Origin of the sequence: Hyphomicrobium nitrativorans NL23 (genome assembly GCF_000503895.1) — a bacterium.
Lineage (GTDB): Bacteria > Pseudomonadota > Alphaproteobacteria > Rhizobiales > Hyphomicrobiaceae > Hyphomicrobium_C > Hyphomicrobium_C nitrativorans.
Genome location: NC_022997.1, coordinates 1483978 through 1508061 on the forward strand (window position 1 = coordinate 1483978; position 24084 = coordinate 1508061).

Below are 24084 nucleotides of genomic sequence, written 5' to 3' on the forward strand. Positions count from 1 at the left end.
GCTTACACTCCTCCCGCCGCAAGACGCACAGCCGCATGGATGCGCTGGTAGCATCCGCAGCGGCAGAGGTTTCCGCTCATTTCCTGGGTAATTTCGTCGTCGGACGGCGCCTGGTTCTCCGCCAGGAGAGACGCTGCCTGCATGATCTGCCCCGCCTGGCAGAAACCGCACTGCGGCACGCTGAGTTCGCGCCATGCCTTCTGCACGGGGTGATCGCCTTCCGGGTGCAGGCCTTCGATCGTGGTCACGGCCTTGCCGTCCGCCATTTCGATCGTCGTCATGCAAGAGCGCACGGCCACGCCGTCGAGGTGGATGGTGCAAGCCCCGCAAAGGCCTTGTCCGCATCCGTATTTGGTGCCGGTGAGGCCCGCGTCGTCACGCAGATACCAGAGCAGCGGCGTGCCCGGATCCCCGTCGAAGGAACGGCTCTCGCCGTTCACGGTGAAGGTTGCCATGATACGTTCTCCCGGTTTTACGGCGGCAAACACGACCGCCAACTGCAACTTCAAACGATCGTCCAAACGTGTCGGCTCTTCCGGCGCCGAGGATCACGGGACGAGGAGGGTCATAGGCCACACATAGGCTTGGCCCATGACAAACAGACCAACGAGGATCGCGAGCGCGACCGAGTGGAAGAACACGAAGCGAAGGATAGACCCTTCGTGCCCGTACCACCTCGTGGCCGTAGACGCGACGACGATGGATTGCGCATCGATCATCTTGCCCATCACGCCGCCGGAGCTGTTGGCGGAGGCCATCAGCACCGGACTCAAATCGAGCTGCTCTGCCGTTACCTTCTGCAAGCCGCCGAACAACACGTTGGATGCTGTGTCGGATCCGGTCAACGCCACGCCGAGCCAGCCGATGAGGGTGCCGAACAACGGATAGAGCCAGCCGGTATTGGCCAAAGCGAGGCCGAGGGTGGCGTCGGTGCCGGCGTAGCGGGTGACGAACCCGATTGCCAGCATACAGGAGATCGTGATCAGCGAATAGCGCACGAGGTAGATCGTGCGAAGATACATGCGCACCATGCCGCTTAAACTATATCCGAGGAAGAATCCTGAGAAGATGGCGGCGAGCAGAATGCCGGATCCGGTCGTCGACAGGATGTTGAAGGTGTAGACGGCGGCTTCGGTATGCGCTTCCGCAACGACGGGCGGCACCTTCTGCACCTGTTCGTGCAGGCCCATGACGGGCACTTTCGCCACCCATATGCCATCGAGGGCCGCACGCACTTGCGGCGCGCCCCAGAGGAAGACGCAAATCGAGAGCACAACCCAGGGCGTCCATGCGCGCCGCACCGCGGGCGCGGGGAGATCCTCCTTCACCGGCACGGAGCCGGCATTGCCCGCGCCAGCCAGCTCGGCCGCGGTGGCTGCGGCCCGATCACTCGGCTTCCAGATGCGCAGGAAGCCAGCGAGCGCCGCCATCGACACGATGGCGGCCACGATGTCGACCAGCCAGGGACCGTGGAAGTTCGAGACCAGATACTGCGGCACGGCGAACGACACGCCCGCAACAAGAATCGGTGGCCAGACCTCCATCATCTTGCGGAAGCCGACGTAGGCCCACACCAGCCAGAACGGCACCATAACGGAGAAGAACGGAAGCTGCCGACCAATCATGCCGGACAGCTCGTGAAGGTCGAGGCCGGTCACGGCGGAAAGCGCGATCACCGGGGTGCCGAGCGCACCGAAGGCGACGGGCGCCGTGTTGGCAATCAGCGAGAGACCGGAAGCGGCAAGCGGCGTGAAGCCGAGCCCGATCAGCATCGCCGCCGTCACGGCGACCGGCGTTCCGAACCCTGCAGCGCCCTCGAAAAACGCGCCGAGGCAGAACGCAATGAACAGCAGCTGCAACCGGCGATCGTCGCTGACGGTGCTGATCGACCGCTGCAAAACCGCAAACTCACCCTTCTCGTTGGTGAGCTGATAAAGGAAGATGACGTTGAGAATGATCCAGCCAATCGGCAAAAGCCCGAACGCCGCGCCGTAGGCGGCCGCGAGTCCCGCCATTTGCACCGGCATTCCGTAGGCAAAAACGGCGACGATCAGCGCCGCCACGAGCCCCAACATGGCCGCAATATGGGCGCGGATGTTGAAAACACCGATGGCGCCAAGCAGAACAACGATAGGAACGGCGGCGACGGTGCTGGAAAGCACCATACTTCCGAGCGGGTCATAGACCTGCGACCACATGAACTCTTCCCCTCCCTCGACGTTTGTTCTGAAGCTTTGGTAAAACGAATATACCAGCTGTGGCAGTTGGTCAAAACCTGTTGTAGGATCGGGCCCGCACGCCGTTCTTGCGGTGCAGCATCGGATCCGGGTCTCCATGGAGGGTGCGAATGGAAGCCGTCCAGACTCAAAGGCTTTCGGATGCGATCGCGACGCGCATCGAAAAGCTCATTCTCGAAGGCACTCTGCGGCCAGGTGAGAAGCTTGCCTCCGAGCGCGACCTCGCCCAGCGGCTCGATGTCTCTCGCCCTTCGCTGCGCGAAGCGATCGATAAACTCGTAAAGCGCGGCCTGCTCACCGCCTCGCGCAGCGGCACCTCGGTGGCCGAGTTCCTGACGCCGATGATGACGCCGCTCGCGAACCTCTACCGCGACCACGAAAACGCCGCCGCGGACTATCTGGAGTTCCGCCAGTGCGTGGAGGCACAGGCAGCGCGCTTCGCGGCCGAGCGGGCAACCCCCCTCGACCGGGCGGCAATCCGTGACTGCCTCGCCGAGTTGAAGAAGGCCCACAAGGCGGCCGATCCGGCGCGGGAGGCGGAGGCGGACGCGAGCCTGCACCTCAGGCTCTACGAAGCGAGCCATAACTTTCTCGTGCTTCACGTCATGCGCGGGCTCGGCGAGCTTCTGCGCGACCATATCTTCTTTAACCGCGAGCATCTTTACCGGCGCGCAGGCGTGCGCGAGAAGCTGCTCGCCCAGCATCTCGCCATCGGCAAGGCCGTGATCGAGGGGCGACCGGACGAGGCGGAGAAGGCGGCCGCCACGCACATCGCGTTCGTCTTCGGCACCGTCGAGAAGATCGAAGAGGATAAGGAGCGGCTCAAGTGCTCGATGTCGCGGGTTGGGCGAAACGCCTTCCTGGCCCCACGCTGACCAGCAGGGCGAGATTGTCCGGAAAGGCAACAAGGCCATGACTATCGACGCGCTGAGCCAGTTGTCCTCCGCCGGCCTCCTCTCAGACGAGGACGTGTTCCCCGCCATGCGACGCTGGCAAGCAGCGGGCCAGCGTGTGGCGCTTGTCACTTTGGTCGGCGTCGAAGGCGGTGCGCCACGCCAGCCTGGTGCACACATGGCGGTCGCGGAGGACGGCCGCTATGCCGGCTATCTGTCAGGTGGCTGCCTTGAGGACTCCGTCGCGCTGGAAGCCAAGGCCGCCATCGCCGCGCGGCAGAACAGGCTGGTCCGCTACGGCAAGGGCTCCCGCTACGTCGATATCCGCCTTCCCTGCGGAAGCGGGCTCGATCTTTACTTCGACCAGACCATCTCGGCCGTACAACTCGCCGAAATGGCAGAGTATCGCGCCAAGCGTCGTCCGTTCATGCTCGCGACCGACATGGACGACCAGCGCAGTACGGTCATCCTGGTGGAAAGCGCGAACGGGATTTCGGCCCCGAGCCACCGCGTCGGCAACGTGTTCGAGCGCGTCTTTACGCCACCGCTCCAGGTGTTGCTGCTCGGGAGCGGTCCGGCGCTGGTGGCTATTGCGACCCTCGCCGAAGCGCTTGGCATCGCGCTCAAGATCGTCACTCCTGACAGCGCAACACGCGGCGCCCTGGGCTTGGCCGGGCGGCGCGCGCTCATCGACGACGCCGATCTTCCGGAAACGCTCGCAGGCCTCGATTGCGTGACAGCCGCAATCCTGATTTTCCATGAGCACGAGCGGGAAATCGACCATCTCGCCGCATTGCTTGAGACGCAATGCTTTTACATCGGCGCTTTAGGCAACCACGCCGTCCACCGCGAGCGGCGCCAGATTCTTGCTGCACGCGGGGTATCGGAAGCGAGTCTCGACCGCATACGCGCGCCAATCGGCTCCATTCCCGCAGCCAAGAGCAAGGCAACCCTCGCCGTCGGCGTACTGGCTGAGATGATGGCGCAGGCGAAAGCTCGGAACCTGGTGCCTTAGGCTCCAAACTTAATCAGGACGACATCGCGACGAAACGAGATTGGCCGATGAACCATCTGGGCCAGGCTAGGTCGTGAACTCAAGTTGGCGGGTACCCATAGCGGAACGAATCGCTCAGAATAAGGAGCATTCCGGTCCTGGACGTCTTCGCAAATGTGATGTGTGCGCCTGCCGTTATAGTTGTTGGCGCGCACAATCAGGCGACGGATCATCGTCTCATTGAAACTGACTGCTCATCGTGGGTTGCGCATTTGTTATCGCGCGTTCGCCGAGTTCAAAAGGCCGATTTTAACTCGCGCGCCGCCGGAGGTTCAAGGGACGCAATGTTGAGCAGAAATCAAGAGCGCCGCCATGCGCAGTTTTCGTATCGCTCCGAGCCGTTGGCCGCCTTCGCATTTTTATCGGCGGCTCTGGGCGTTCCGCTCGTCTGTCCCTCATCCGCGCAAGCGCAAGAGGTTTTGGCCAATGGAACAGCCCAAACAGCGGCTGGGACGTACACGTTAAACCTCAACAGCACTCCCGTTTTCTATGCGCTGAATAACGGACAGATAACAACCACCTCGCCGGTTTTCATTACGTCGCAGGGCTCGCTTTCGACGGCAGTCCAGTCGATTATCGGCAGCCACATTTTTATTCAGGCCGGTTCCACCATTACGACCACAGGTGCCAATTCTGTCGCCATCGCTGCGCAAAGCAATGCAACGATCGATATCGTTGGAACGGTCATCACGACCACGACGGGCCCTTTTTCGCGCGGCATCCTTTCTCTAGGCGGATCGACCGTAACCCTCACGGATAGCAGCGTGAATGTCGGCGAGTCGTACGGTATGGAAATTGGAAGTGCGTCGGTTGTGTTCGACAACACGACGCTGCAAGCCTTCGGATTTGGCGCGGACTTGAACGGAAACGCCAATCTTACTCTGCGGAACGGATCGTCGATCACCACCAATGAGGCGGGTTCGCACGGCGTTGATATGAGCGGTGTGGGCAACGTCGTAAACATCGCGAATAGCGCGATCACCGTTTCTGGCGCCGGTACATCGGTGTTTTACCAAGAGGGCAACAGCACCTTCACAATCAGCGATGGCACGATATCGTCCGGCGATGGTGCGGTGTTCGATGTCGCGATTGGCTCAGCAAATGCGACGGTTACAAACTCCACCTTGACTGGCGGCAGTGCGCTACTGCGAGTTGTCAGCGGGACATTGGATCTGGATGCGACGGGTTCAACTCTAACAGGCGCAGCGATTACGGCATTCGGCAGCATCTCGAACGTCAATCTGCAATCGACGGACTGGACGATCACCGCTTCTTCCAATGTGACGACCCTGACGAATGGCGCTGGCAGCCTCGTGCATTTCACACCTCCGGTCTCCAGCGCGGGGCCGTTCAAGACGCTGACGACGGTGGACTACATCGGCCAAGGCGGTACGTTTAACGTCAACACACACCTGGGCGGCGATGGTTCGCCATCCGATCGATTGATCATCGATGGCGGCGCCGCAGTGGGGACGTCGTTGCTCAGCGTCACGAATGCTGGCGGGCTTGGCGCACTTACGCAGGTCAACGGCATTCTCGTCGTGGATGCGATCAATGGCGGCACCACCGTCCCGGGCGGTTTCACGTTGGCCGGGCCGGTTATCGCGGGTCCTTATGAATATTCGCTTCATCGCGGCAGCGTGGACGCGAGCAATCCTGACGCCTGGTTTCTCCGCTCTGTCGTGAACTGCGCACTTGATCCCTCAGCGCCGATTTGTGCTCCCGAGACTCCCAGCACGCCCGGGGCGCCCGGCTTCCGTCCTGATTATCGCGCTGAAACTTCTCTCTATGCTGCCGTGCCGGCGATGGCGCTGCTCTATGGCCGCCTCATGCTCGATACGCTGCACGAGCGGCGCGGGGATGAGGTGGGCTCGGGTGCAGTGGCTAACGCGGCGTGGGCCCGCGTCATTGGCCAGCGCGGCGATCGCGACGGTGGCACGGTGGGCATCTACGGCAGTGGCCCGAAGTATGACTACGACTTCTGGGCCTTCCAGGGCGGCATGGATTTGTATCGCGACGGCGACATTGGCAGCTCGCGCAACCACGCGGGCACATTCTTCGCTATCGGCCATGGTTCGGGCGATGTGCAACATATCGGCGTCGGCAAGGCGGGCGACAATTCGTTCATGGCCTATTCGTGGGGCGCCTACTGGAAGCACCACACACCGAACAACGCTTACGTTGACGCGCTGTTGCTGGGCTCGTGGTACGACATCGATGCGCAATCGAAGCGGATTGCGAAGATGAAAACAGATGGTGTTGCATTTGGTGCGTCGATCGAAGGCGGCTATCCGGTTTATACTGGGCCTGGCGGCTTCAGTATCGAACCGCAGGCGCAGATCGCATATCAGACCATCGACCTCGATGACGGCTCCGATGTCGGTGCCGAGGTGCACTACGACAATGTGAACTCTCTGGTCGGGCGTTTGGGCGTTCGCTTTGCACAGAACTTCGGTCTTCCGGGCACCCCGTCCACCTTCACCGCGTGGGTGCGCCCCAACCTCTGGTATGAGTTCCTCGGCGATCCGAAGACGCAGTTCTCTCCCGCCAACGGTTTCATCCCGTTCTCGGCGGATCTGGGCGGCACGACGTTCGAGATCAACACCGGCTTCACCGCAGATATAGGCGGTGGGACCGCCGTCTACGCCAACGCGTCCTATCTCGTCGGCCTCGGCGAACACGCCCACGGCAGTGCTTATGACGGTAAAATAGGCATCCAGGTTTCGTGGTGAGTCTCAACGAGGAGGCAGAGCGCGCCTTCTACGTTGGTGGCGATAGGGGCTTGAAACCCTCGGAGATCGTGAACTGTCGCCCGCATCACATCTGCCTCGGTGCGGATGTCCCGCACGTCGAGATCGTCGCAGAGGGGCGGGGAGCTCGGGCATTTGCCTTGCGAGAGGATGTCCTTGTCAGAGGCGTTCCACACTCAAACAAAATTGGCCGTTCCGCGTGCGGGAACGGCCAACAAGAGACACAGCGGCCTGTCGGCGGGCCTCGATCAGTCGGCGGAGATGGTGCCAACGGCGATCTTGCCCGAGCGACGATCTTCCTGAGTGTCGAACGAGACCTTCTGGCCTTCGTTCAGACCATGCAGTCCGGCGCGCTCAAGAGCGCTTGCGTGGACAAAAACATCGCTTCCGCCGTCATCCGGAGCGATGAAGCCGTAGCCTTTTTGTCCATTATAGAATTTGACCGTACCCGTCTTCATGGATGTTCCAATGCTATTTTATGCATGCTAACAAGCCGACACGCGCCGAGAGGTGGGTGCCGACTCTACGTCTCGATTTTGGGGTCTATGAACGTACACTCAGTAAAGCTGAGTACAGGGGCCCGCATTCCGGCCAATTTCGATTTAATAAAAGTAATTGATATTTTTTGAGTTTGCAAGGGCGTAAATCGAAAGCTCCAGTAATATGTTAACTTCTTAAAGCACGCGTGCAGACACCCTATTTGGAAAGTTTAGCGCCCACGCGTTCGAGCGGATACGCGTTGCTCGCGGAGACGTTCTGCGTCGCCTCCCTGTCGCACCTGTCGTCGTCCCAGACATCCGCACATTGAGTCCCGGCAGGCGAATCATTAGCATCGGCTGGTGCACGTTGCGTCACATCAACGCGTTTTTGCGAGATTCGAGACTGCGATTTCGGGAGGACTGCGGATGGTGGCGCGACCTGGCGGACGCTCGGCGCACCTGCTGGGGGCGGTTGTTTTTTTTCTCTCCGTACCAGCGATGGCGGACGATGCCCCATTCAACTGGACGGGCTTCTATGCCGGTGTGCATCTCGGCGGGCTTGCCGATCTGAGTGAAGTGTCCGATCCGCTCGGAAGATCTCTTTTCGGCAATCCCATTCATGCGTCGGGCGCCTTCGGTGGCGCTCAGGCCGGTTACACGTATCAGTCCGGTATCGTCGTGTACGGCCTCGATGCCGACGTTTCCTTTCCCCGAGTCGAAGGAACGGGGACGTGCTCCGCGCTGTCCGGCTCGTTCGTCAACGCGAACTGCGTGACCGATATCGACGCGTTCGGTACGCTCGCGGCGCGCCTCGGTCTCGCCCTCGGCGCGAGCGGGCGCACAGTGATCTACGGCAAGGCGGGTGCGGCCTGGTATGCGGGCGGTCTCGATCAGGCGACGAACGACATGACGGAGGGGGCTGCGGGCAACACGTTCACAGTCCGAAGCGACGATCGCTCGCGCTGGGGATGGACGCTCGGCTTTGGCGCGGATTACGCCTTGAGCCGCAGTTGGTTTTTGAACGCCGAATACGGATACGCGAAGTTCGGCAATCGCTCGGTCGGTCTCTTGCCGAGCGCTGTACTCGACAGTACGGGAGCCGTCGTCGAAACGATTCCGGGCCGACGGGGACAGATTTCAAACGATTTGCATACGTTCAAGCTGGGGCTCAACTATCGCTTCGGCTCCTCTTCTGGACAAGGCGACGAGGCCGCGCCCGTGCCGCAATTTGGCGATCCGACACCTGCGAACCATGGCTATGGATTGGAGATCGGCGCGCGCTACTGGTACAGCTGGGGACGGCACAAGTACGATCTCGGTCTCCTAAAGAATGAGCCTGCGTCGAGACATGCGCTCGTTTCGCGCCTTACATACGACGATGTCACGGCCAGCACAGGCGAAGTGACGGGGCGGCTTACGACGCCGTGGAATGTCTTCGCGGCGGGCTTCATCGGCGGGGGCTCGATCACCGGCGGTCATATGAACGACGAGGACTACAATATCCCCGGCGATACCGTGGCGAGCATTCCGTACTCGAACACGCTGAGTCCCAAGCTTTCCGGTGACATCCCCGCGTACGGTACGATCGACGTCGGTTATGACTGGTGGCGTGCGCCGGGCCATCGGCTGGGTGCGTATGTCGGCTACAACTATTATCGCGAGACGATGGGGGCTCTTGGCGTCATACAGATCGCCAATCAACTGGGGCCGGTCGGTGCGGATGTCGGCGGGGGGCTTCCCCCTATCGGTCATCCCATCATTGCGCAGGAAGCGACGTGGCAGTCGCTTCGACTCGGCGCAACGGGTGCGTTCCAGCTCACACCCCGCTTCACGCTGAGCGCTGACGTGGCGTTTCTGCCGTATGTCTCGGTGGATGCGGAAGACCGGCATTACTTCGGCAACACGCCTGAGATCGCCAGCATCAATCCGTTGCGCGGACATGGCTACGGCACGCAGATGGAGGCGATGCTGGTTTATGCGATGACGGATCGATTGAATGTCGGCGTTGGTGCGCGCTATTGGTCCATGTGGACCAAAGACGGACACATGCAGCGGATTTACGATGCCGGCGGACCCGTCTTGCCCATCAGGCAGCACTTGAAGATCGAGACCGAACGCGTGGGCGTTTTCGGCCAGGTGTCGTATCGCTTCGGCGATTAACCTGGCTTCTCATTGCCGTCGCTGTCGCCTTCGATCGGCCAGCCAGCGCTGATAAAGCGCAAGTCGTCTTGCTGCGAGCGGGCAAAGCGGACGCCGAACATGTCGTCGAGAAGCGAGGGCTCGAAGAGGCTGTCGGCCGATCCGTCCGCTACGATCCGTCCGCCGTTCATCATCACGATGCGGTCGAAATACCGAAATGCGAGATCGATGTCGTGCATGACAACAACGCACACGCCGGTTTGTCCGTGGTTCGCGATGCGGGCGATCAAGTCGAGGCGGCAGCGCGGATCGAGGCTGGCCGAGGGTTCGTCGGCCAGGAGGATGGGCGGGTCGGTCGCGACGACCATGGCGAGGAGAACACGACTGCGTTCTCCGCCGGAGAGCGTGGACCACCAGCGGTCGCGGAACGCTTCGAGATCGTGCTCTGAAAGACTGCGATCCAAGGCGGACAGGATGTTCGGGAGGCGCGCGCGTTCGAGTGCGATGCGCATGAGGTCGCGGACGCGAATATCCCAGTGCGGATTGAAGTGTTGGGGCACGTATCCAATCGCTTGGGCGCGGTGCGCCGCTGGCAGATCGGCCAGAGATTTTCTGTCGAGTGTTACGGCACCTTCGGTGGGAGGCTCAAGGCCGGCAAGAACTTTGAGCAACGTCGATTTTCCGGCGCCGTTCGGCCCGATGATCGCTATCGAGCCGGTGTCGCCGGTCGCGAAACTCACGCCATCAAGGAGAAGGCGTTCCGAGCGTATGACGGATACGGCTTCGGCGGCGAGGCTCACCATTTTTTCCTACTCCTTGCCAGGAGGAAGAGAAAGAACGGGCCGCCTGCAACGGCTGTCACCAGGCCGAGCGGGATTTCGGCCGGGGGCAGCGCGGACCGTGCGATGGCGTCTGCGAGGGCGACGATGCCTGCGCCGATAGCGGCGGATGCCGGGATCACCGAGCGGTGTAGCGGACCCAGGCGCCAGCGCGCGATGTGAGGCGCGGCAAGGCCGACGAATCCGACCAATCCGCCGACGGTGACGGAGGCTGCAACCGTTGCCGAGCCGACGAGCACCGCAAGGGCGACGAAGCGGCTGACATCCATTCCGAAGGCGGTCGCCATCGTTTCGCCAAGGCCAAGTTTATCGAGGCCCGAGGCAAGCGCGAGACATGCGGCGAGCGCGATGGCCGTCACGACCGCGAGGCCACCGACGCCGATCCATGTGGGTGTCTGCATGCCGCCCAGCACCCAGCTCAACACGACCTGGAGGCTCACGGTTTCGTCGGACAGCGCGAGCATGAGAAAGGAGCGCAGCGCGCCGAGCACAGCCGACACCGCGACGCCGGAAAGCAAGAGCGTCGGAACGTCGAGGGCGCCCGCGGCGCGCGAAACTCCGATAACGAGGAGCGTTGCGCCCCATGCGCCGATGAAGGCCAGGATCGGCAGCGAGAACGCCTGAGACACGGCGAGCGGGACCAGCAATGCGATGGTGGCGCCGAGTGCCGCGCCGCCGGCGGAGCCCAGAAGGTAAGGTTCGGCCAGAGGATTGCGGAATACGCCCTGAAACACTGCGCCGCCGAGGCCAAGAAGTGCGCCGACGAGAGCCGCGGCGACGACGCGGGGAAGGCGCCATTCGAACAGCAGCGCGCTTTCTATCGAAGTCTCGCCGGCGATGGCGCGCAGCACCGATGCGGGTGTCACCCAGGTGTGCCCGGCGCAGGCCCCGATGGCAATCGCGACGAGGACGAAGGCGAGGAGGGTCAGCCAATAGCGCATCGCTTATGAACCTTCGGGCTGACGCAGGCGCTCGGCGAGGCGTTCGATGCCGTCGACGGTGCGGGGGCCGGGAATGAGCCACTCGGCGCGCGGGACGATCCAGGTGCGGCCTCGGCGCACTGCCGGGAGATCGCGCCATCCGGGGCGGGTCAGGAGATCGTCGAAATCCTCCTTCCGGCCTGCGAATAGCACGACATCCGGCGCGGACGCCAGAATGGCTTCCGGCGAGACCTGAGCCAGTGTTCGTAAGGTCGGCAAGGCGAAGTCCGCTCCGGCAATGCGCATCGCGTCGCCTGTGTATGTGTTGGGCCGCGCGACAAGCATGAGGCCGTTGCCGAGCTGCCCCGTTATCATCACGACGCGCGGGCGCGTGCGGCCAGCGTTCTCTTTCTGGACGGTGGCGATTCGGACTTCCATCGCGCGTGCGACGGCCTCGCCGTTTTCGGATTGGCTTGCGGCCTTTCCAACGAGGCGCAGGTTGGCGATGACCTCGGCCATCGTGCGTGAGGTGAGAACAATGACGGGAATGCCGATGCGCCGCATCGGTTCGACGAGCTGGTTGGCGGCTTGGCGGGCTGGGGTGACGATGACGAGGTCCGGCCGCTGCGCAACGACGGCATCGACGGAGAAGCCGAGACGCCCGCCGACGTGGGGCTTGGCGACGATCTCGGGCGGATAGCGCGTCATCGCGTCGATGCCGACGATGCGGTCGGCGAGACCAAGTGCGGCGACGAGCTCGGTGTTCGACGAAAAGACGGTGACAATGCGCTTGGGTGGCGCCGGGATCACGACCTTGCGGCCGAGCGCATCGACGATGGAAACGGGCTCGGCGGAGGCTCCGCCGAAAGGGATCGTCGCCGCCACGAGTGCGGCGGCGACGATGTACTTTACCAGCGCCATTGCAAGCCGGCGACGAATTCCCGGCCGGGCATGGAGGTGCCGCAGCCGCCGTTTTGAGACGCAGGATTGGCAATGCATGGCTGGGTATCGGTTGCGATGAAGATGGGATGCTCGTTGACATCGAACAGATTGTTGACGCCGGCGAAGAGCTTCAGTCCTTCGGTCAGCTCGATATCACCGCGGATGTTCCAGACCCAGAAAGGATCTTTGCGGTGGATGAAGGTGTTTCTCGGTTCGCCGAGCGGGATCAGCAAAGCCTCTTCGGTATCATACCACATCGGTCCGCGCAGGAGGCCGACGATCTGCAGCGACCAGTCCCGCACGCCCGCGCCCGACTGTCCGAAGCGAGTGCCGATCGAGGTCTCGTACTCGTACATGCGCTGGACTTTATCGGTGTTCGCAGTGGCGGGCGCACCCTTGTCGACCATATCGAAGTGGTAATAGCCGTTCGAGAACAGGTTCCAGCGCCAGGTGCTCTGTTCGGTTCCGATCAGACGCATGAGGTTTGCGTCGAAGCCGATCTCGATACCCCGCACCTCGATGTCGCCGGGGTTATTGATGTAATCGGATGTCTGCGGCGCGACGCCCGGGCGCTGGCGCGTGGTGATGCGATCCGAGATGACGTTCTGGAACAGCGCCAAATCGATCGTTCCGAGCCAGCCGGAGATGTTGGCGCCGACCTCGATCTGCTCGTTGGTCTCGGGGTCGAGGTTGGGATTTCCGAAAGCGCGCGTTCCGTTGAGGTTCGTCGTCGCGGCCGCGAGTTCGGTTGCGGTCGGCGCGCGGAAGCCGGTTGACGTTCCGGCACGCAGAATGATTCCCTCCGTGATCGCGAGCGTGCCGCCGAACGAATAGGTGAGCGCGTCGTAGTCCTGCGATGTGTTCACCTGATCGCGGTAGTGCGGCGTGGGATCGAAGCTCGTCGTGCCGGTTGTGTAGCGCATGCCGCCGCGCAGGCCGAGAACGTCGTTGAAGAACGATTGCGAGTCCTCGAAATAGAAGCCGTGCACGCGGTCTGTCTGGTTGTTGTCCTGCGGCGGGACTTGTCCGATCGGTGCGCCGCCGAGGCCGACACGCACGCGCTCGGAGCGAAGCGTGCTCTGCTCCCAATCCCAGCCGAGAAGCAACTCGTGGCCCTCCCACGGACGCACGCGGGGCTGAACGCGCGTGCCGAAGATGTCGAGCTCGCGGCGGTTGTGGTCGAGCGACGTTCCGGCGGAGCTTGGCGAGGCCCATTTGAAATTGTCGACGTCCTCGACGATGTAGCTCTGCAGGAACCAGTTGAACACGCCGTCCGACGTGCGGCCGTAATAGCTCGCGTCGGCAGACTTGTTGGAGCGGTCGTCGCGGGCGAAGTGGTTGGCGGCGGAGCCGCGGAAGCCCACGTCATAGACGCCGTCGGTGCGTGCGTTGAATTCGAGGCGGTGATTGGGATTGATCTGGTAGCCGAGAGAGCCGGTCGCGCCGCGGCGGTCCCAGTCCGTGTTCTCCATGTGGCCGCCGCCCTTGCCGCTATGATAGTCGTCGCGCATGCCGCCGGATACGCCTGCGTAGTAGTCGACGCCTCCGGAGGTTCCGCCGTGCTGAACCTTGCCCTGATACAGGTCCCAGGAGCCGACGCGCCCTTCGACGAGCGTGCCGGGAGCGGAGCGGCCGGTCTTCATGATGATGTTGATGACACCGCCCAAGTTCTGGCTGCCGTAGACGACGGATGCGGGGCCGCGGACGACCTCGATGCGATCCACGTCCGCAAGCGAGAGCTTGGACAGGTTGGCCGTGCCTGCACGGTGGCCGTTGATGAGCACGAGCACCTGGCTGCGGAAATCCTTGCCCTGGCCGTCTGTCGCCGCGCCGCGCATGTTGATGGACGTCTGGCCGGGCGTCCATTCGCTGAAGAAGCCGACGGCGTTTTCCCGCAAGAGTTCGGTGACGGATTGAGAGGTCGAGCGCTCGATGATGCCACGGTCGATGACCTGCACGGTTCCGGCAACCTTGCCGCGCGCCTCCGGACGGCCGCCCGGTGTGATGACGAGTTCGTCGGATGCGACGGCGGAGGCGGACGGGCCGCTCTGGCGCTGCGGGTTGCGTGTCTGCTGCGATCCGGCTTTGCGGGCGGGCGAGGCCGCCTGTTCCACGTCGATGCCCGGGAGAACGATGGTGCTCTCGCCTTCGTCGAGGGAGAGCTCCTGCGCTCGAAGGCTTTGCGGCAGTGCTGCAACGGAAACCGAGAGCGCCAAAAGCGCGCTCATCCGATAGAGTGTCATTTTTTTAGGTCCCTCCAAACGAGAACGGCAGATTTTCTGGGAACGTCGAGGCGGAAGCCGCCTCTGACGGGTCGAGCGCGCCGGGTGAGATGCTCGACGAGTTCGGAGCGTCGCGCGTCGGTCGACGTCCAGGACAAGCGGTCGGCGAGATAGGAGGCGAGGCCCGGCACGTCGGTCGCGATCAGGGAGAAGGTCCAGTCTGCGACGGCGATCGATGCCGGGGCCTCTTCGGGAGAGAGTTGCGCGAGGACGATGTCGATGCCGGGCGTCTCGTCTTCGCCGTGCCATTCTGCGGGGAGACATCCGGCGAGGCAGAGACCGCGCGGTCCGTTCTGCGCGGGAACGACCCACACGATGTTGCGGGTCGCCCAGCGGCGGCATGTTTCGAGAAAGCGTTTTGGGGCCGTCAGCGGTGCGGCAATGTTTGCCGCGAGCACGGTGTCGTGCGTTTCAGGCGCGACGTCGGCGTCTTCCCAACCATGGGGCAGGACGAGCGATGGTCCGAGACGGCTGAGACGCGTGCGCATCGCCGTCGAGGGCTCGATGCACGTCCAGCGGCGATCCCGTTCGCGCACCGTTGCGCCGAGTTGCCCGCCTCCGGCCCCGACATCGAGCAGGTCGCCGATTGTCAGCGCGGACAGGAGCGGGAAAATGCGCGAAACGTAATCGGATGCGCCGATGCCGGTTGCGTACAGCACGAGCGGGTCGATTGCGTGAGGGTCGTGGGTTTCGATGGACTCGAAAGCGGCGGCCGAAGCCGGCCTATGGCATCCGTCGTGCCATAGGTTATCGAACCCGTATGTGCTTTGCGCACGCACCGTCGCGCCCCCGAACAACCGTTCGGAACACCCAGGTCAGTCGCAAAATGCGACGAGCACACAATAGCTATGAAAAAGCGATAGTGCGCGAGCTGCCCCGAGTGTTCCCCCCAAGTCACATTCGGTCGCTGCTACGCTGCCGCATCAACTGCGCCTCCCGCACGGTTGAAGAGCGACCATGCTCAGGCAGGTCTCCTGGCTTGCGGTTATAACGCTGCTTCGCGCCTTCCCGGCGGCCTCGATGGCCACCAGTGGCTTCGTGCGAAGCAGCTCACCGCTTACAGTTGCGGGGGCAGCTGCGGATTTGCAGATTATCGATCTGCGTACCGCATTCCCTACCTACAGCGCATGCGCCGTAGAACCTGAGCAGCGACAGGCAAGCCCATCTCTCCGTTTCCTGTCAAGCAAGTAGGATGCCTCACGGCAGAAATAGGCGTGCATGGAGCAATCCGGCCACAACAGCGGAGTGGGTTCGCGTCGGCAGCAACTCCTTGACTCGCAAGGCCGCATTGCGATTGAACGGCGCGTAAGCATCCGCATCCGCGATGCCGGCGCCGGTTGGAAAATGGATCCTCTCGCAGATTGTGCTTTGGCGTTTCCCGAGTTCGCGTCCGGGGAGATCTGGCTGGTAGGTGCCGGGCCCGGCGATCCGCGCCTGCTTACGCTTTTAGCTGTGCACGCCCTCGGTCAGGCCGACGAGATTTTTTACGACGCGCTGCTGGATACGCGCGTCCTTCGCCTTGCGAAGCCGAACGCTATTCTTACGCCTGTGGGCAAGCGGGGTGGGACGGTGTCACCGCATCAGGACGACATCAACGACGCGCTGATCGAAAGTGCGCGGCTGGGCCGGCGCATCGTGCGCCTCAAAGGTGGCGATCCGTTCGTCTTCGGCCGTGGAGCCGAGGAAATGCGCGCGCTCGTGCAGGCCGGGCGTTCGGTCAGGATCGTGCCTGGTCTTCCATCGGGGCTTGCGGGCCTCGCCCTTGCAGGCATTCCGGCAACGGTTCGTACGATCAATCATGCCGTTATCCTTGCGACTGGGCACCGCGTTGTCGACGACGAGACGGCTGCCGAATGGGAGACGCTTGCTCGCACCGGACAGCCGATCATCCTTTTCATGGCCATGGCGCGTCTGGCCGAGATCGCGGCGGCGTTTCAGCGTGGCGGATTGGCGGACGATACGCCCGCCGCCATCATCGAGAACGCGACGACGGAGCGTGAACGCATCATCGAGACGACGCTTGGCGCCGTGGTTTCGGACGCAGCGGCCCATAGCTTTTCGGCGCCCGCAATTGTCGTGATCGGAAAGATCGTGACGATGCGGCAGGATCTGCGCGGCCTTCTGCTCTCCTGGCAGTCGTCGGCAGGATAATGCGCGAGATGATGTCATGAGAAAGTTGCTCGTCATTGGAATCGGAGCCGGTAGTCCGGAGTACGTGACCGTTCAGGCTATCGACGCCTTGAATAGAGCCCGCGTGTTCTTCGTCTTCGACAAGGGGGAGGCGAAAAGCGATCTCGTCGCGTTGCGTCAGGAGATCTGCGAGCGGTTTATCGAGAACGACGACTATCGGTTCGTGTCGATCGACGATCCGATGCGAGATCCGCAGCCGCACGGCTACAAGCGGGGCGTCGAGGCGTGGCACCGCGCGCGCGCCGAGAAACTGGTCGAGCGGATCGTGAGCGAAGTCGCGGATGGCGAATGCGGTGCGTTTCTCGTTTGGGGCGACCCGAGCCTTTACGACAGCACGCTGCGTCTGATCGATCTCGTGCGCGAGGAGCGCCGCTTTGCGTTCGAGATCGAGGTCATTCCGGGCATCAGCAGCGTTCAAGCGCTGGCTGCGCGGCATGGGCTGATCCTCAATACCATCGGCGGATCGGTGATGGTGACGACGGGTCGCGAGCTTGCGGAGCGCGGATGGCCGGAAGCGGCGGACAGCATTGTCGTGATGCTTGACCGTGGCGACGGGTTGAGGGCGGCAGCACGCGAGGATGTCGAAATCTATTGGGGAGCTTTGCTCGGCACGCCGCGGGAGCGGCTCGTGTCGGGCAAGCTCACGGACGTTATCGACGAGATCGAGCGGATACGCGCCCAGGAGAAGGCCGCGAGCGGCTGGATCATGGATATTTATCTCCTGCGCCGAAGCCGGCCGGATTGATCAAACGCGGGATGCGGAGAGAAGGTGGAAAAACGAGCCGGTCACGCTTCCGTTCCGTGAGCCGGCCGTCTGACTTGCCCGAGATCCGTCTTCCATGTCGAGAAGCGGTTTGCCGGTGTCGGCGACGAGTGTCGCGTAGTGGAATTCGTGGCCGTAGAGCGTGGTGCCCTTGTTTCCAAGCGCGCAGTCATCGAGCAGCGTGGCGCGGCGATAACCGAGGTGGAGCTTGCGTTGCCGGAACGAGGTCTCGGCCATGAGCAGGCCACTCATCGCGTGACGCTCGCCGTTCGCATCCTCGATGCCTTGGCCCAGAACCATGTACCCGCCGCATTCGCCATGGATGGGCACGGATTTCCCGGCAAGGGCTTTCAATCCGCTCATGAAGCGCGATGCGGCTGCGAGTTGACCTGCGTGCAGTTCCGGGTATCCGCCAGGGAGCCAGACGGTGTCGGCCTCCGAGGGCGGCGCTTCGTCGGCGAGGGGCGAAAACGATATGATCTCCGCGCCTGCGTCGCGCCAGCCTTGCAGGATATGATTGTAGGTGAACGAGAAGGCCGCATCCTGCGCGATGGCGATGCGTTGACCGGGCGGATTCACGGCGGGGGTGCGCGTCGTGTCCGATGCCTGCGGAATGGCCGCCTCGCTTGCGGCGGTGACGATGGCATCGAGATCCATCGATACGGCGACGATGTCGGCCAGGTGTGCGATGCGATTTTTATAGTCGGCATGTTCGTCCGCTTGGACGAGGCCCAGGTGCCGCTCGGGCAGGTGGATCTTGTCCGTGCGGCGCAGCGAGCCAAAGATTGGCAGGTCGATCCGTTCGAAGCCGGGGCGGATCAAAGCTTCATGCCGTTCACTCGCGACCTGATTGAGGATGACGCCCGCGATACGAACGTCCGGCCGATAGGTGGCGCAGCCGAGCGCGAGGGCGGCTGCGGTTTCCGTCTGCCCGGAGACGTCGAGAACGAGCACGACGGGCCAGCCGAGCAGGGCCGCGAGATCGGCGGTGGCGCCATTGCCCGACAGGCCACGGCTGGGGCCGGCATCGAACAGCCCCATGACGCCTTCCGCGATGGAGATGTCGGCGGATGCTGCCGTCCGAGAGACGATGCTCGCGATCAGGTCCTGCGGCATGGCCCAGGTGTCGAGATTGAAACTCGGCCGCCCTGCCGCGCGTGCATGGTGTCCGGTGTCGATGTAGTCCGGGCCTGTCTTGAACGGCTGAACGACGACGCCTGCTTTACGCAATGCGGCAAGGAGGCCGAGCGTCACCGTCGTTTTTCCTGAGCCGGAACTCGGCGCGGCGACGACGATGCCGCGGGGACGTTTTGCGATGGACGACATCAGCGCCCCCGGTATCGCCGCTGATAATCGACGCTGTAGAGCGCGCTCTCGCGGAAATCGCGGCAGGCGAGCGACGGGCCGACGAGGATGAGCGCGGTGCGGTCTATGCCGCTTTCCTCGACCGCCGCGGCGATGGTGCCGAGCGTTTCGCGGATGATTTCCTGATCCGGCCAACTCGCCTTCGCGACGACGACGGCCGGACAGTCCGCGCCGTAGAACGGCATAAGCTCTTCGACGACGCGCTTCACGCTCTGGATCGACAGGTGGATTGCAAGCGTCGTGTGCGTGGCGGCAAATGCGGAGAGCGTTTCCGTGGACGGCATGGCGGACGCGCGGCCGGAGGTGCGGGTCAGCACGAGCGACTGGGCGACTTCCGGCAGCGTGAGCTCCTGACCCAGAGCGGCTGCTGCCGCGGCGAAGGAGGGGACGCCTGGCGTCATGGTGTAGGGAATGCCGAGAGCATCGAGACGGCGGATCTGCTCGCCGGTTGCGCTCCAGATCGAGAGGTCTCCGGAGTGCAGGCGTGCGATGTCTTGGCCGGCGGCGTGGGCTGTCGCGATTTCCGCGACGATCTCGTCCAGCGAGAGCGGGGCCGTGTCGACGATGCGCGCGTTCGCAGGGCAGTGCTCCAGCAGCTCTTTCGGAACGAGCGATCCCGCGTAGAGGCAGACCGGGCAGGCGGCGATGAGGTTGCGGCCGCGTACGGTGATAAGATCGGGAGCGCCCGGCCCCGCGCCGATGAAATGCACGGTCATCGCAGATCTCCGTCGACGACTGCGAAGGCGCAGGTGGTGGTGGCGTTGAAAACGCGCGGGCCCAGCAGGCGCGCGTTCGCGCCACCGGCAAGGAGGGCTGCGGCTTCGGCGACGGATGGCGTGCTCTTATGCTTGAGCGCTGCGGGAGAGACCGTCAAAATGCGGCTCGCGACGCTTTGGAATTCGTCCGTCGTGAATGAGACGAGCGTTACGCCGAGCCGATGCGCGGTCTCGCATATGCCGGGCTCGTTTGCTTTCGACGTTTCCGTGGCGATCACAGCAATGTCCTCGGTGCGGATGAAGGCGTTGCGCGCGAGGCAAATGGCTGCCTCGATGTCTTCTGTCGCCGTTCCGCGCCGGCACCCGATGCCGCACACTAGCATGGCTTCGTCACCCGCCAGTGGGTCACGGGGCGCGCGGGCGACCAGCCGCGCTCGTTGCCGATCGGGCTCGTGCGGGCGATGTCGAGCCGGACAAGTTCGCCGCCGAGCGTTTGGTGGAGATCGAGCATGCGTTGCTCCGTCTTGAGCGAGACGGCGTTGGCGACGAGGCGGCCGCCGGGCTTGAGCGCCGCCCAGGCCGCTTTAAATACACCGGGTTCACCCATGCCGCCGCCGATGAATACGGCATCGGGGCATGGGAGATCGGATAAGGCCGCGGGCGCGCGGCCTGTAACGATGCGGAGTTCGGGCGTGCCGAGGGCTGCCGCGTTGCGCTCGGCGCGCTGTGCGCGCTCGGTCCGTTCTTCGATCCCGATGGCGCGCATCGCGGGGTGGCGGAGCAGCCATTCGATGGCAATGGAGCCTGCGCCGAGACCGATGTCCCACAAGAGTTCGCCTGGATGTGGCGCGAGCGAGGAAAGCGTGACAGCGCGGATCTCGCGCTTGGTCAATTGCCCGTCGTTTTCGAACAGGTCGTCGTCCAGCCCACTTGAGAGCCCAAGCGTGCGTGCGGCGATGTCGGCAGGGAGTGCGACGGCGACTGTGTTCAAGTCGTCGATGCCGGCGAGGTCGAAGTTGCCGGCAAGGGCCGTCCGAATGCGTTCGCGCGGGCCGCCGAGCGCTTCGAGCACGGTGAGCGCGGCTGCGCCGAGGCCGCGCGCCGTGAGCAAGGCGGCGAGGCGGGCGGGAGTTTCCCCGTCCCACGAGAGCGCGAGGATGCGCGCGCCGGGCTGCAAATACCGAACGATGCCTTCGAGCGGGCGGCCGTGCAGCGTGACCAGCGAAATATCCTGCAGTGGCCATCCGAGCCGCGACGCCGCGAGACTGAACGCGGACGGCTGCGGAAGGCACAGGATTTCGTCGGCAGGAACGACCTCGACGAGCTGTTTGCCGATGCCGTAGAAGAACGGGTCGCCGCTGGCGAGCACCACGACGGGACGGCCGCGGTGGGCTGCGATCTTCGGGAACGCATCACCGATGGGGCTGGGCCACGGGAGCTGCTTGCCGCGGATCGCATCGTGCGCCAAGGTGAGATGGCGCTTGCCGCCCACGATCAGCTCGGCTTCGGTTACAAGCGATCTGGCGGCGTCGGAAAGACCGGCAAGGCCGTCCTCTCCGATACCGACGAGCGCGAGCCAGCGCCTCTTCGGCTGCTGTTCCCCACTAGCGTTCATGAGGCCATCCTCGATGCGCGTCCTTATTCTCGGAGGCACCACGGAGGCGGTGGCCTGCGCCGAACGCCTCGGCAGCGATCCGAGGTTTCATCCGATCCTGTCGCTTGCCGGGCGGACGCGCAATCCTCGGCAGCAAGGCGGTATCGCGCATCGCGTCGGCGGTTTCGGCGGGGCGGAGGGGCTTGCGGCCTATCTCGCGGAGGAACGCATCGACGCGGTGCTCGATGCAACCCATCCATTCGCGGCGCAGATCTCGGCCAATGCGGACAAGGCAACGCGTGCGTGCGGGGTGGCGCTCTGTACGCTCGTGCGGCCGCCGTGGGTGGCGGAAACGGGTGACCGCTGGATCGGAGCCGCAACGATCGAGGCTGCGGCGAACGCGCTGGGAGAGGAGCCCCGGCGCGTGTTCCTCGCCGTCGGGCGGCAAGGCGTCGGCGCGTTTCGGCACATGACGCAGCACGCCTATATCATCCGCGCTATCGAGCAGCCGGAGGCAGACGCGCTGCCGCCGGATACGACGCTCGTGCAGGCGCGAGGGCCCTTCGCGCTTCAGGACGAAATCGAGCTGCTGACGTCTCATCAGATCGACGTGGTTGTGAGCAAGAACGCCGGAGGCGCTGCAACCTACGCCAAGATCGAAGCCGCACGGTCGCTCGGTCTTCCCGTGATCATGATCGAGAGACCGGACACCGCCGGGCAAAACTTTGTCGCCAGCGCCGCTGAGGCCGTCGATTGGCTCGGCGGGGTTCATGACGGTTCGCGTTCCGAGCGCAACGTGTAGATCCAGGGCAAGGCATCGGGCCGCTCGATCTTGCGTGTGAGGCTCGATCCGATAAGGACGAGGGTGCGCATGTCGACGCCGGCCGCGTCGGCTGAGCCCAGTTCTTGAATCCGCACTTTTGCATCGGGTGTGCCGGCCGCGCGGACAAAGACGACGGGTGTGTCAGGCGCTTTGAATGCACGCACATATTCGAGTGCTTTGCCGAGCTGATCGGGACGGGCGCGGGATGCGGGATTATAAAGCGCGATCACGAAATCGCCTTCGGCCGCCGCTTTCAGGCGGCGCTCGATGGTCGTCCAGGACTTGAGGTTGTCCGAGAGCGAGATGGCGCAGAAGTCTCCGCCGAGCGGCGCGCCGACTTCGGCTGCCGCTGCGAGCATCGCGGTCACGCCGGGCTCGATGCGGATGTCGAGCGCGCGCCATGCGGCGTCGCCTGATTCTACGGCTTCGAACACGGCCGCAGCCATCGCGAAGACGCCGGGATCTCCGCCCGAGACGACGACAACGTTGTGACCTTCGGCCGCGAGCGCGAGGGCGTGACGGGCGCGATCAAGTTCGACGCGATTGTCGGACGCATGGCGGCGCTGGCCGGGAGGGCCGGCGGGCGCGCGGTCGAGATAGGTGATGTAGCCGATGAGATCGGTTGCTTCAGCGAGCGCCTTGATCACGGCCGGTGTCGTCAGATCCGCCGTACCGGGCCCCAGTCCCACGACTGTGAGGCGGCCCGTCATATCCGGCGCCCTTGTCCGGGAATGATGACCATCGAGAAGTACGTGCCGGGCACGTCTTCGCAGGCGTTGAGCGGGAGGATGCGTTCGTCGCTCATCGTGCCGCGCTCGACGTAGACGGCGCGCTCCGCAAGGCCGGCTGCCTGCACCGCGCGGCGCACTTTCGCGAAGTTGGTGCCGATCTTCATGATCACCACGGCATCCGACGATGCGAGGCGATCCTTGAGGCGCTCTTCGTCGAGCGTTCCGGGCACGACGGTGAGGACGTCGTCGCCCCAGGCGATGGGTGCGTTGGCGCGGGTCCAGCAGCCGGACATGCCGGTTACGCCCGGCACGACCTCGACGGGGACGACGTCGTCCAAGCGCCGCCACATATGCATGAAGGAACCGTAGAAGAAGGGATCGCCTTCCGCGAGAAGACCGATAGAGAGGCCCTCCTTGAGGTTCTGCTCAAGTGTGGCGGCCATCTCGCGGTAAAACGAGCCGATCTGGTCGTGGTAGTCCGGGTGGTCGGCCGGGATTTCGTCCGTCACAGGATATTCGAACTTGATTTCGCGCTGGCCTGCTGCGAGCAGCGGGGTCACGATTTTGCGTGCGTTGCCTTGGCGGCCTTTCTTCGCGAAGTAGCCCACGATGTCGACGGATTGGATGAGGGCGGCGGCGCGGAGCGTCAGCAGGCGCACGTCGCCCGGCCCGACGCCGATGCCGTAGAGCGTGCCAGGTTTTGCCGTGCCGGCGATGTCTGTGAGGGAGATCATTCGGTCTCGCTTGCGAGTGCGTTCACCGCCGCGGCTGCCATGGCGCTGCCGCCTTTGCGGCCGGTGACGATCAGATACGGGCAGGGTGCTGCGGCGCGCAAGGCGTCCTTGGATTCGGCCGCGCCGACGAAGCCAACGGGAACGCCGATGATGGCGGCAGGGCGTGGCGCGCCTTCGTCCAGCATTTCGAGAAGGCGGAAGAGGGCGGTCGGCGCGTTGCCGATGGCGACGACGGCACCTTCGAGATGCGGACGCCAAAGTTCGAGGGCGGCGGCGGATCGCGTGGTGCCCAGGCGTTGAGCGAGGGCGGGCACTTCGGAATCTTGAAGTGTGCAGATCACCTCGTTGCCGGCTGGCAGGCGGCTGCGCGTGACGCCATAGGCCACCATGTTCGCGTCGCAGAGGATCGGCGCTCCTGCGAGCAGCGCGTTGCGGCCTGCGCTCGCGAAGTCGTCCGACATGACGATGTCGGAGGCGATTTCCACCATGCCTGACGCATGGATGATGCGGACGGCCACTTTTTCCGCGTGTCCGGCGAAGCGCGACAGGTCGGCCTCGGCGCGGATGATGGAGAACGAATGGCGGTAGATCTCCGGTCCATCGCGGAGATAGTCGCGGTCGGGTTGCATGAAT

The 24084-nt window shown here is 63.7% G+C and carries 22 protein-coding genes and 1 riboswitch; of the genes, 7 read left to right on the forward strand and 15 right to left on the reverse strand.

Features of this window, described 5'->3' with window-relative positions:
- Positions 1 to 2: 2 nt before the first annotated feature.
- Entirely contained in the window at positions 3 to 455 is a 453-nt protein-coding gene (locus W911_RS06850) for a (2Fe-2S)-binding protein (RefSeq protein ID WP_041317794.1), read from the reverse strand.
- Positions 456 to 548: 93 nt separating this feature from the next.
- Positions 549 to 2198 carry an L-lactate permease gene (locus W911_RS06855; protein WP_023786806.1) on the reverse strand — a complete coding sequence of 550 codons (1650 nt, stop codon included), beginning with the start codon at positions 2196 to 2198 and terminating at the stop codon, positions 549 to 551.
- 149 nt (positions 2199 to 2347) lie between these two features.
- Between W911_RS06855 and W911_RS06860 the strand changes: the two genes are divergently transcribed.
- The 3 genes from W911_RS06860 (at position 2348) to W911_RS17275 (ending at position 6916) form a co-directional block, all read left to right on the forward strand.
- Positions 2348 to 3112, forward strand: a complete 765-nt coding sequence (locus W911_RS06860) for an FCD domain-containing protein (protein ID WP_023786807.1) — start codon at positions 2348 to 2350, stop codon at positions 3110 to 3112.
- Between the two features lie 37 nt (positions 3113 to 3149).
- A complete protein-coding gene (locus tag W911_RS06865) occupies positions 3150 to 4145 on the forward strand; it encodes an XdhC family protein (protein ID WP_144083551.1) in 996 nt (331 codons plus the stop codon).
- 323 nt (positions 4146 to 4468) lie between these two features.
- A complete protein-coding gene (locus W911_RS17275) occupies positions 4469 to 6916 on the forward strand; it encodes an autotransporter family protein (protein WP_023786809.1) in 2448 nt (815 codons plus the stop codon).
- 266 nt (positions 6917 to 7182) lie between these two features.
- On the opposite strand, the gene W911_RS06875 is transcribed toward W911_RS17275, so the two are convergent.
- A complete protein-coding gene (locus W911_RS06875; RefSeq protein ID WP_023786810.1) occupies positions 7183 to 7392 on the reverse strand; it encodes a cold-shock protein in 210 nt (69 codons plus the stop codon).
- Between the two features lie 447 nt (positions 7393 to 7839).
- On the opposite strand from W911_RS06875, the gene W911_RS06880 reads away from it, so the two are divergent.
- Positions 7840 to 9573: an outer membrane beta-barrel protein gene (locus W911_RS06880; RefSeq protein WP_023786811.1), complete on the forward strand. Its 1734-nt coding sequence runs from the start codon at positions 7840 to 7842 to the stop codon at positions 9571 to 9573.
- Here W911_RS06880 and W911_RS06885 read toward each other — a convergent pair.
- From W911_RS06885 to W911_RS06905, 5 genes are read right to left on the reverse strand one after another with little or no spacing between them, the layout of a single operon-like run.
- Positions 9570 to 10355 (reverse strand): ABC transporter ATP-binding protein, encoded by a 786-nt coding sequence (locus tag W911_RS06885; RefSeq protein WP_023786812.1) that lies wholly within the window; start codon positions 10353 to 10355, stop codon positions 9570 to 9572. The genes W911_RS06880 and W911_RS06885 overlap by 4 nt on opposite strands.
- Entirely contained in the window at positions 10349 to 11332 is a 984-nt protein-coding gene (locus tag W911_RS18115) for a FecCD family ABC transporter permease (RefSeq protein ID WP_023786813.1), read from the reverse strand. Before W911_RS18115 ends, W911_RS06885 begins: the two co-directional genes overlap by 7 nt.
- 3 nt (positions 11333 to 11335) lie before the next feature.
- A complete protein-coding gene (locus W911_RS18120) occupies positions 11336 to 12232 on the reverse strand; it encodes an ABC transporter substrate-binding protein (protein WP_023786814.1) in 897 nt (298 codons plus the stop codon).
- Complete coding sequence (locus W911_RS06900) at positions 12220 to 14496, reverse strand: TonB-dependent receptor (protein ID WP_023786815.1); 2277 nt, start codon at positions 14494 to 14496, stop codon at positions 12220 to 12222. Before W911_RS06900 ends, W911_RS18120 begins: the two co-directional genes overlap by 13 nt.
- Positions 14493 to 15314: a class I SAM-dependent methyltransferase gene (locus tag W911_RS06905; RefSeq protein WP_144083552.1), complete on the reverse strand. Its 822-nt coding sequence runs from the start codon at positions 15312 to 15314 to the stop codon at positions 14493 to 14495. Before W911_RS06905 ends, W911_RS06900 begins: the two co-directional genes overlap by 4 nt.
- A 168-nt stretch (positions 15315 to 15482) precedes the next feature.
- Positions 15483 to 15695: riboswitch (cobalamin riboswitch) on the reverse strand.
- A 184-nt stretch (positions 15696 to 15879) separates the two neighbouring features.
- Between W911_RS06905 and cobA the strand changes: the two genes are divergently transcribed.
- A complete protein-coding gene (cobA, locus tag W911_RS06910) occupies positions 15880 to 16686 on the forward strand; it encodes a uroporphyrinogen-III C-methyltransferase (protein WP_041317817.1) in 807 nt (268 codons plus the stop codon).
- A gap of 16 nt (positions 16687 to 16702) precedes the next feature.
- Complete coding sequence (gene cobF, locus W911_RS06915) at positions 16703 to 17470, forward strand: precorrin-6A synthase (deacetylating) (RefSeq protein ID WP_023786818.1); 768 nt, start codon at positions 16703 to 16705, stop codon at positions 17468 to 17470.
- Here cobF and W911_RS06920 read toward each other — a convergent pair whose 3' ends face one another.
- The 4 genes from W911_RS06920 to W911_RS06935 are packed head-to-tail and all read right to left on the reverse strand — an operon-like array spanning position 17471 to position 21184.
- Positions 17471 to 18814, reverse strand: coding sequence for a cobyrinic acid a,c-diamide synthase CobB (locus W911_RS06920; RefSeq protein WP_023786819.1), 1344 nt, complete (start codon positions 18812 to 18814; stop codon positions 17471 to 17473).
- A complete protein-coding gene (gene cobM / locus W911_RS06925) occupies positions 18814 to 19569 on the reverse strand; it encodes a precorrin-4 C(11)-methyltransferase (protein WP_023786820.1) in 756 nt (251 codons plus the stop codon). The genes W911_RS06920 and cobM overlap by 1 nt, the downstream gene beginning before the upstream one ends.
- The gene (locus tag W911_RS06930) at positions 19566 to 19952 is read right to left on the reverse strand and encodes a cobalamin biosynthesis protein (RefSeq protein ID WP_023786821.1); all 387 of its coding nucleotides are present in this window, start codon (positions 19950 to 19952) and stop codon (positions 19566 to 19568) included. The genes cobM and W911_RS06930 overlap by 4 nt, the downstream gene beginning before the upstream one ends.
- Positions 19946 to 21184, reverse strand: coding sequence for a bifunctional cobalt-precorrin-7 (C(5))-methyltransferase/cobalt-precorrin-6B (C(15))-methyltransferase (locus W911_RS06935; RefSeq protein WP_023786822.1), 1239 nt, complete (start codon positions 21182 to 21184; stop codon positions 19946 to 19948). The genes W911_RS06930 and W911_RS06935 overlap by 7 nt, the downstream gene beginning before the upstream one ends.
- Before the next feature lie 13 nt (positions 21185 to 21197).
- On the opposite strand from W911_RS06935, the gene W911_RS06940 reads away from it, so the two are divergent.
- Complete coding sequence (locus W911_RS06940; protein ID WP_023786823.1) at positions 21198 to 21965, forward strand: cobalt-precorrin-6A reductase; 768 nt, start codon at positions 21198 to 21200, stop codon at positions 21963 to 21965.
- Here W911_RS06940 and cobJ read toward each other — a convergent pair.
- From cobJ to W911_RS06955, 3 genes are read right to left on the reverse strand one after another with little or no spacing between them, the layout of a single operon-like run.
- Entirely contained in the window at positions 21932 to 22696 is a 765-nt protein-coding gene (gene cobJ, locus W911_RS06945; RefSeq protein ID WP_023786824.1) for a precorrin-3B C(17)-methyltransferase, read from the reverse strand. The genes W911_RS06940 and cobJ overlap by 34 nt on opposite strands.
- Positions 22693 to 23451 carry a precorrin-2 C(20)-methyltransferase gene (locus W911_RS06950; RefSeq protein ID WP_023786825.1) on the reverse strand — a complete coding sequence of 253 codons (759 nt, stop codon included), beginning with the start codon at positions 23449 to 23451 and terminating at the stop codon, positions 22693 to 22695. Before W911_RS06950 ends, cobJ begins: the two co-directional genes overlap by 4 nt.
- The gene (locus tag W911_RS06955; protein WP_023786826.1) at positions 23448 to 24080 is read right to left on the reverse strand and encodes a precorrin-8X methylmutase; all 633 of its coding nucleotides are present in this window, start codon (positions 24078 to 24080) and stop codon (positions 23448 to 23450) included. The genes W911_RS06950 and W911_RS06955 overlap by 4 nt, the downstream gene beginning before the upstream one ends.
- Between the last annotated feature and the right edge of the window lie 4 nt (positions 24081 to 24084).

What these genes read in the sequence shown, in the direction of transcription:
- W911_RS06950 (WP_023786825.1), bottom strand. Translation starts at nt 23,451, where the DNA reads ATGATCTCCCTCACAGACATCGCCGGCACGGCAAAACCTGGCACGCTC.
- W911_RS06880 (WP_023786811.1), top strand. Translation starts at nt 7,840, where the DNA reads ATGGTGGCGCGACCTGGCGGACGCTCGGCGCACCTGCTGGGGGCGGTT.
- W911_RS06920 (WP_023786819.1), bottom strand. Translation starts at nt 18,814, where the DNA reads ATGTCGTCCATCGCAAAACGTCCCCGCGGCATCGTCGTCGCCGCGCCG.
- W911_RS06865 (WP_144083551.1), top strand. Translation starts at nt 3,150, where the DNA reads ATGACTATCGACGCGCTGAGCCAGTTGTCCTCCGCCGGCCTCCTCTCA.
- W911_RS18120 (WP_023786814.1), bottom strand. Translation starts at nt 12,232, where the DNA reads ATGGCGCTGGTAAAGTACATCGTCGCCGCCGCACTCGTGGCGGCGACG.
- cobJ (WP_023786824.1), bottom strand. Translation starts at nt 22,696, where the DNA reads ATGACGGGCCGCCTCACAGTCGTGGGACTGGGGCCCGGTACGGCGGAT.
- W911_RS06935 (WP_023786822.1), bottom strand. Translation starts at nt 21,184, where the DNA reads ATGAACGCTAGTGGGGAACAGCAGCCGAAGAGGCGCTGGCTCGCGCTC.
- W911_RS17275 (WP_023786809.1), top strand. Translation starts at nt 4,469, where the DNA reads ATGTTGAGCAGAAATCAAGAGCGCCGCCATGCGCAGTTTTCGTATCGC.
- W911_RS18115 (WP_023786813.1), bottom strand. Translation starts at nt 11,332, where the DNA reads ATGCGCTATTGGCTGACCCTCCTCGCCTTCGTCCTCGTCGCGATTGCC.
- W911_RS06850 (WP_041317794.1), bottom strand. Translation starts at nt 455, where the DNA reads ATGGCAACCTTCACCGTGAACGGCGAGAGCCGTTCCTTCGACGGGGAT.
- W911_RS06860 (WP_023786807.1), top strand. Translation starts at nt 2,348, where the DNA reads ATGGAAGCCGTCCAGACTCAAAGGCTTTCGGATGCGATCGCGACGCGC.
- W911_RS06955 (WP_023786826.1), bottom strand. Translation starts at nt 24,080, where the DNA reads ATGCAACCCGACCGCGACTATCTCCGCGATGGACCGGAGATCTACCGC.
- W911_RS06885 (WP_023786812.1), bottom strand. Translation starts at nt 10,355, where the DNA reads ATGGTGAGCCTCGCCGCCGAAGCCGTATCCGTCATACGCTCGGAACGC.
- cobM (WP_023786820.1), bottom strand. Translation starts at nt 19,569, where the DNA reads ATGACCGTGCATTTCATCGGCGCGGGGCCGGGCGCTCCCGATCTTATC.
- cobF (WP_023786818.1), top strand. Translation starts at nt 16,703, where the DNA reads ATGAGAAAGTTGCTCGTCATTGGAATCGGAGCCGGTAGTCCGGAGTAC.
- W911_RS06900 (WP_023786815.1), bottom strand. Translation starts at nt 14,496, where the DNA reads ATGACACTCTATCGGATGAGCGCGCTTTTGGCGCTCTCGGTTTCCGTT.
- cobA (WP_041317817.1), top strand. Translation starts at nt 15,880, where the DNA reads ATGGATCCTCTCGCAGATTGTGCTTTGGCGTTTCCCGAGTTCGCGTCC.
- W911_RS06855 (WP_023786806.1), bottom strand. Translation starts at nt 2,198, where the DNA reads ATGTGGTCGCAGGTCTATGACCCGCTCGGAAGTATGGTGCTTTCCAGC.
- W911_RS06930 (WP_023786821.1), bottom strand. Translation starts at nt 19,952, where the DNA reads ATGCTAGTGTGCGGCATCGGGTGCCGGCGCGGAACGGCGACAGAAGAC.
- W911_RS06875 (WP_023786810.1), bottom strand. Translation starts at nt 7,392, where the DNA reads ATGAAGACGGGTACGGTCAAATTCTATAATGGACAAAAAGGCTACGGC.
- W911_RS06940 (WP_023786823.1), top strand. Translation starts at nt 21,198, where the DNA reads ATGCGCGTCCTTATTCTCGGAGGCACCACGGAGGCGGTGGCCTGCGCC.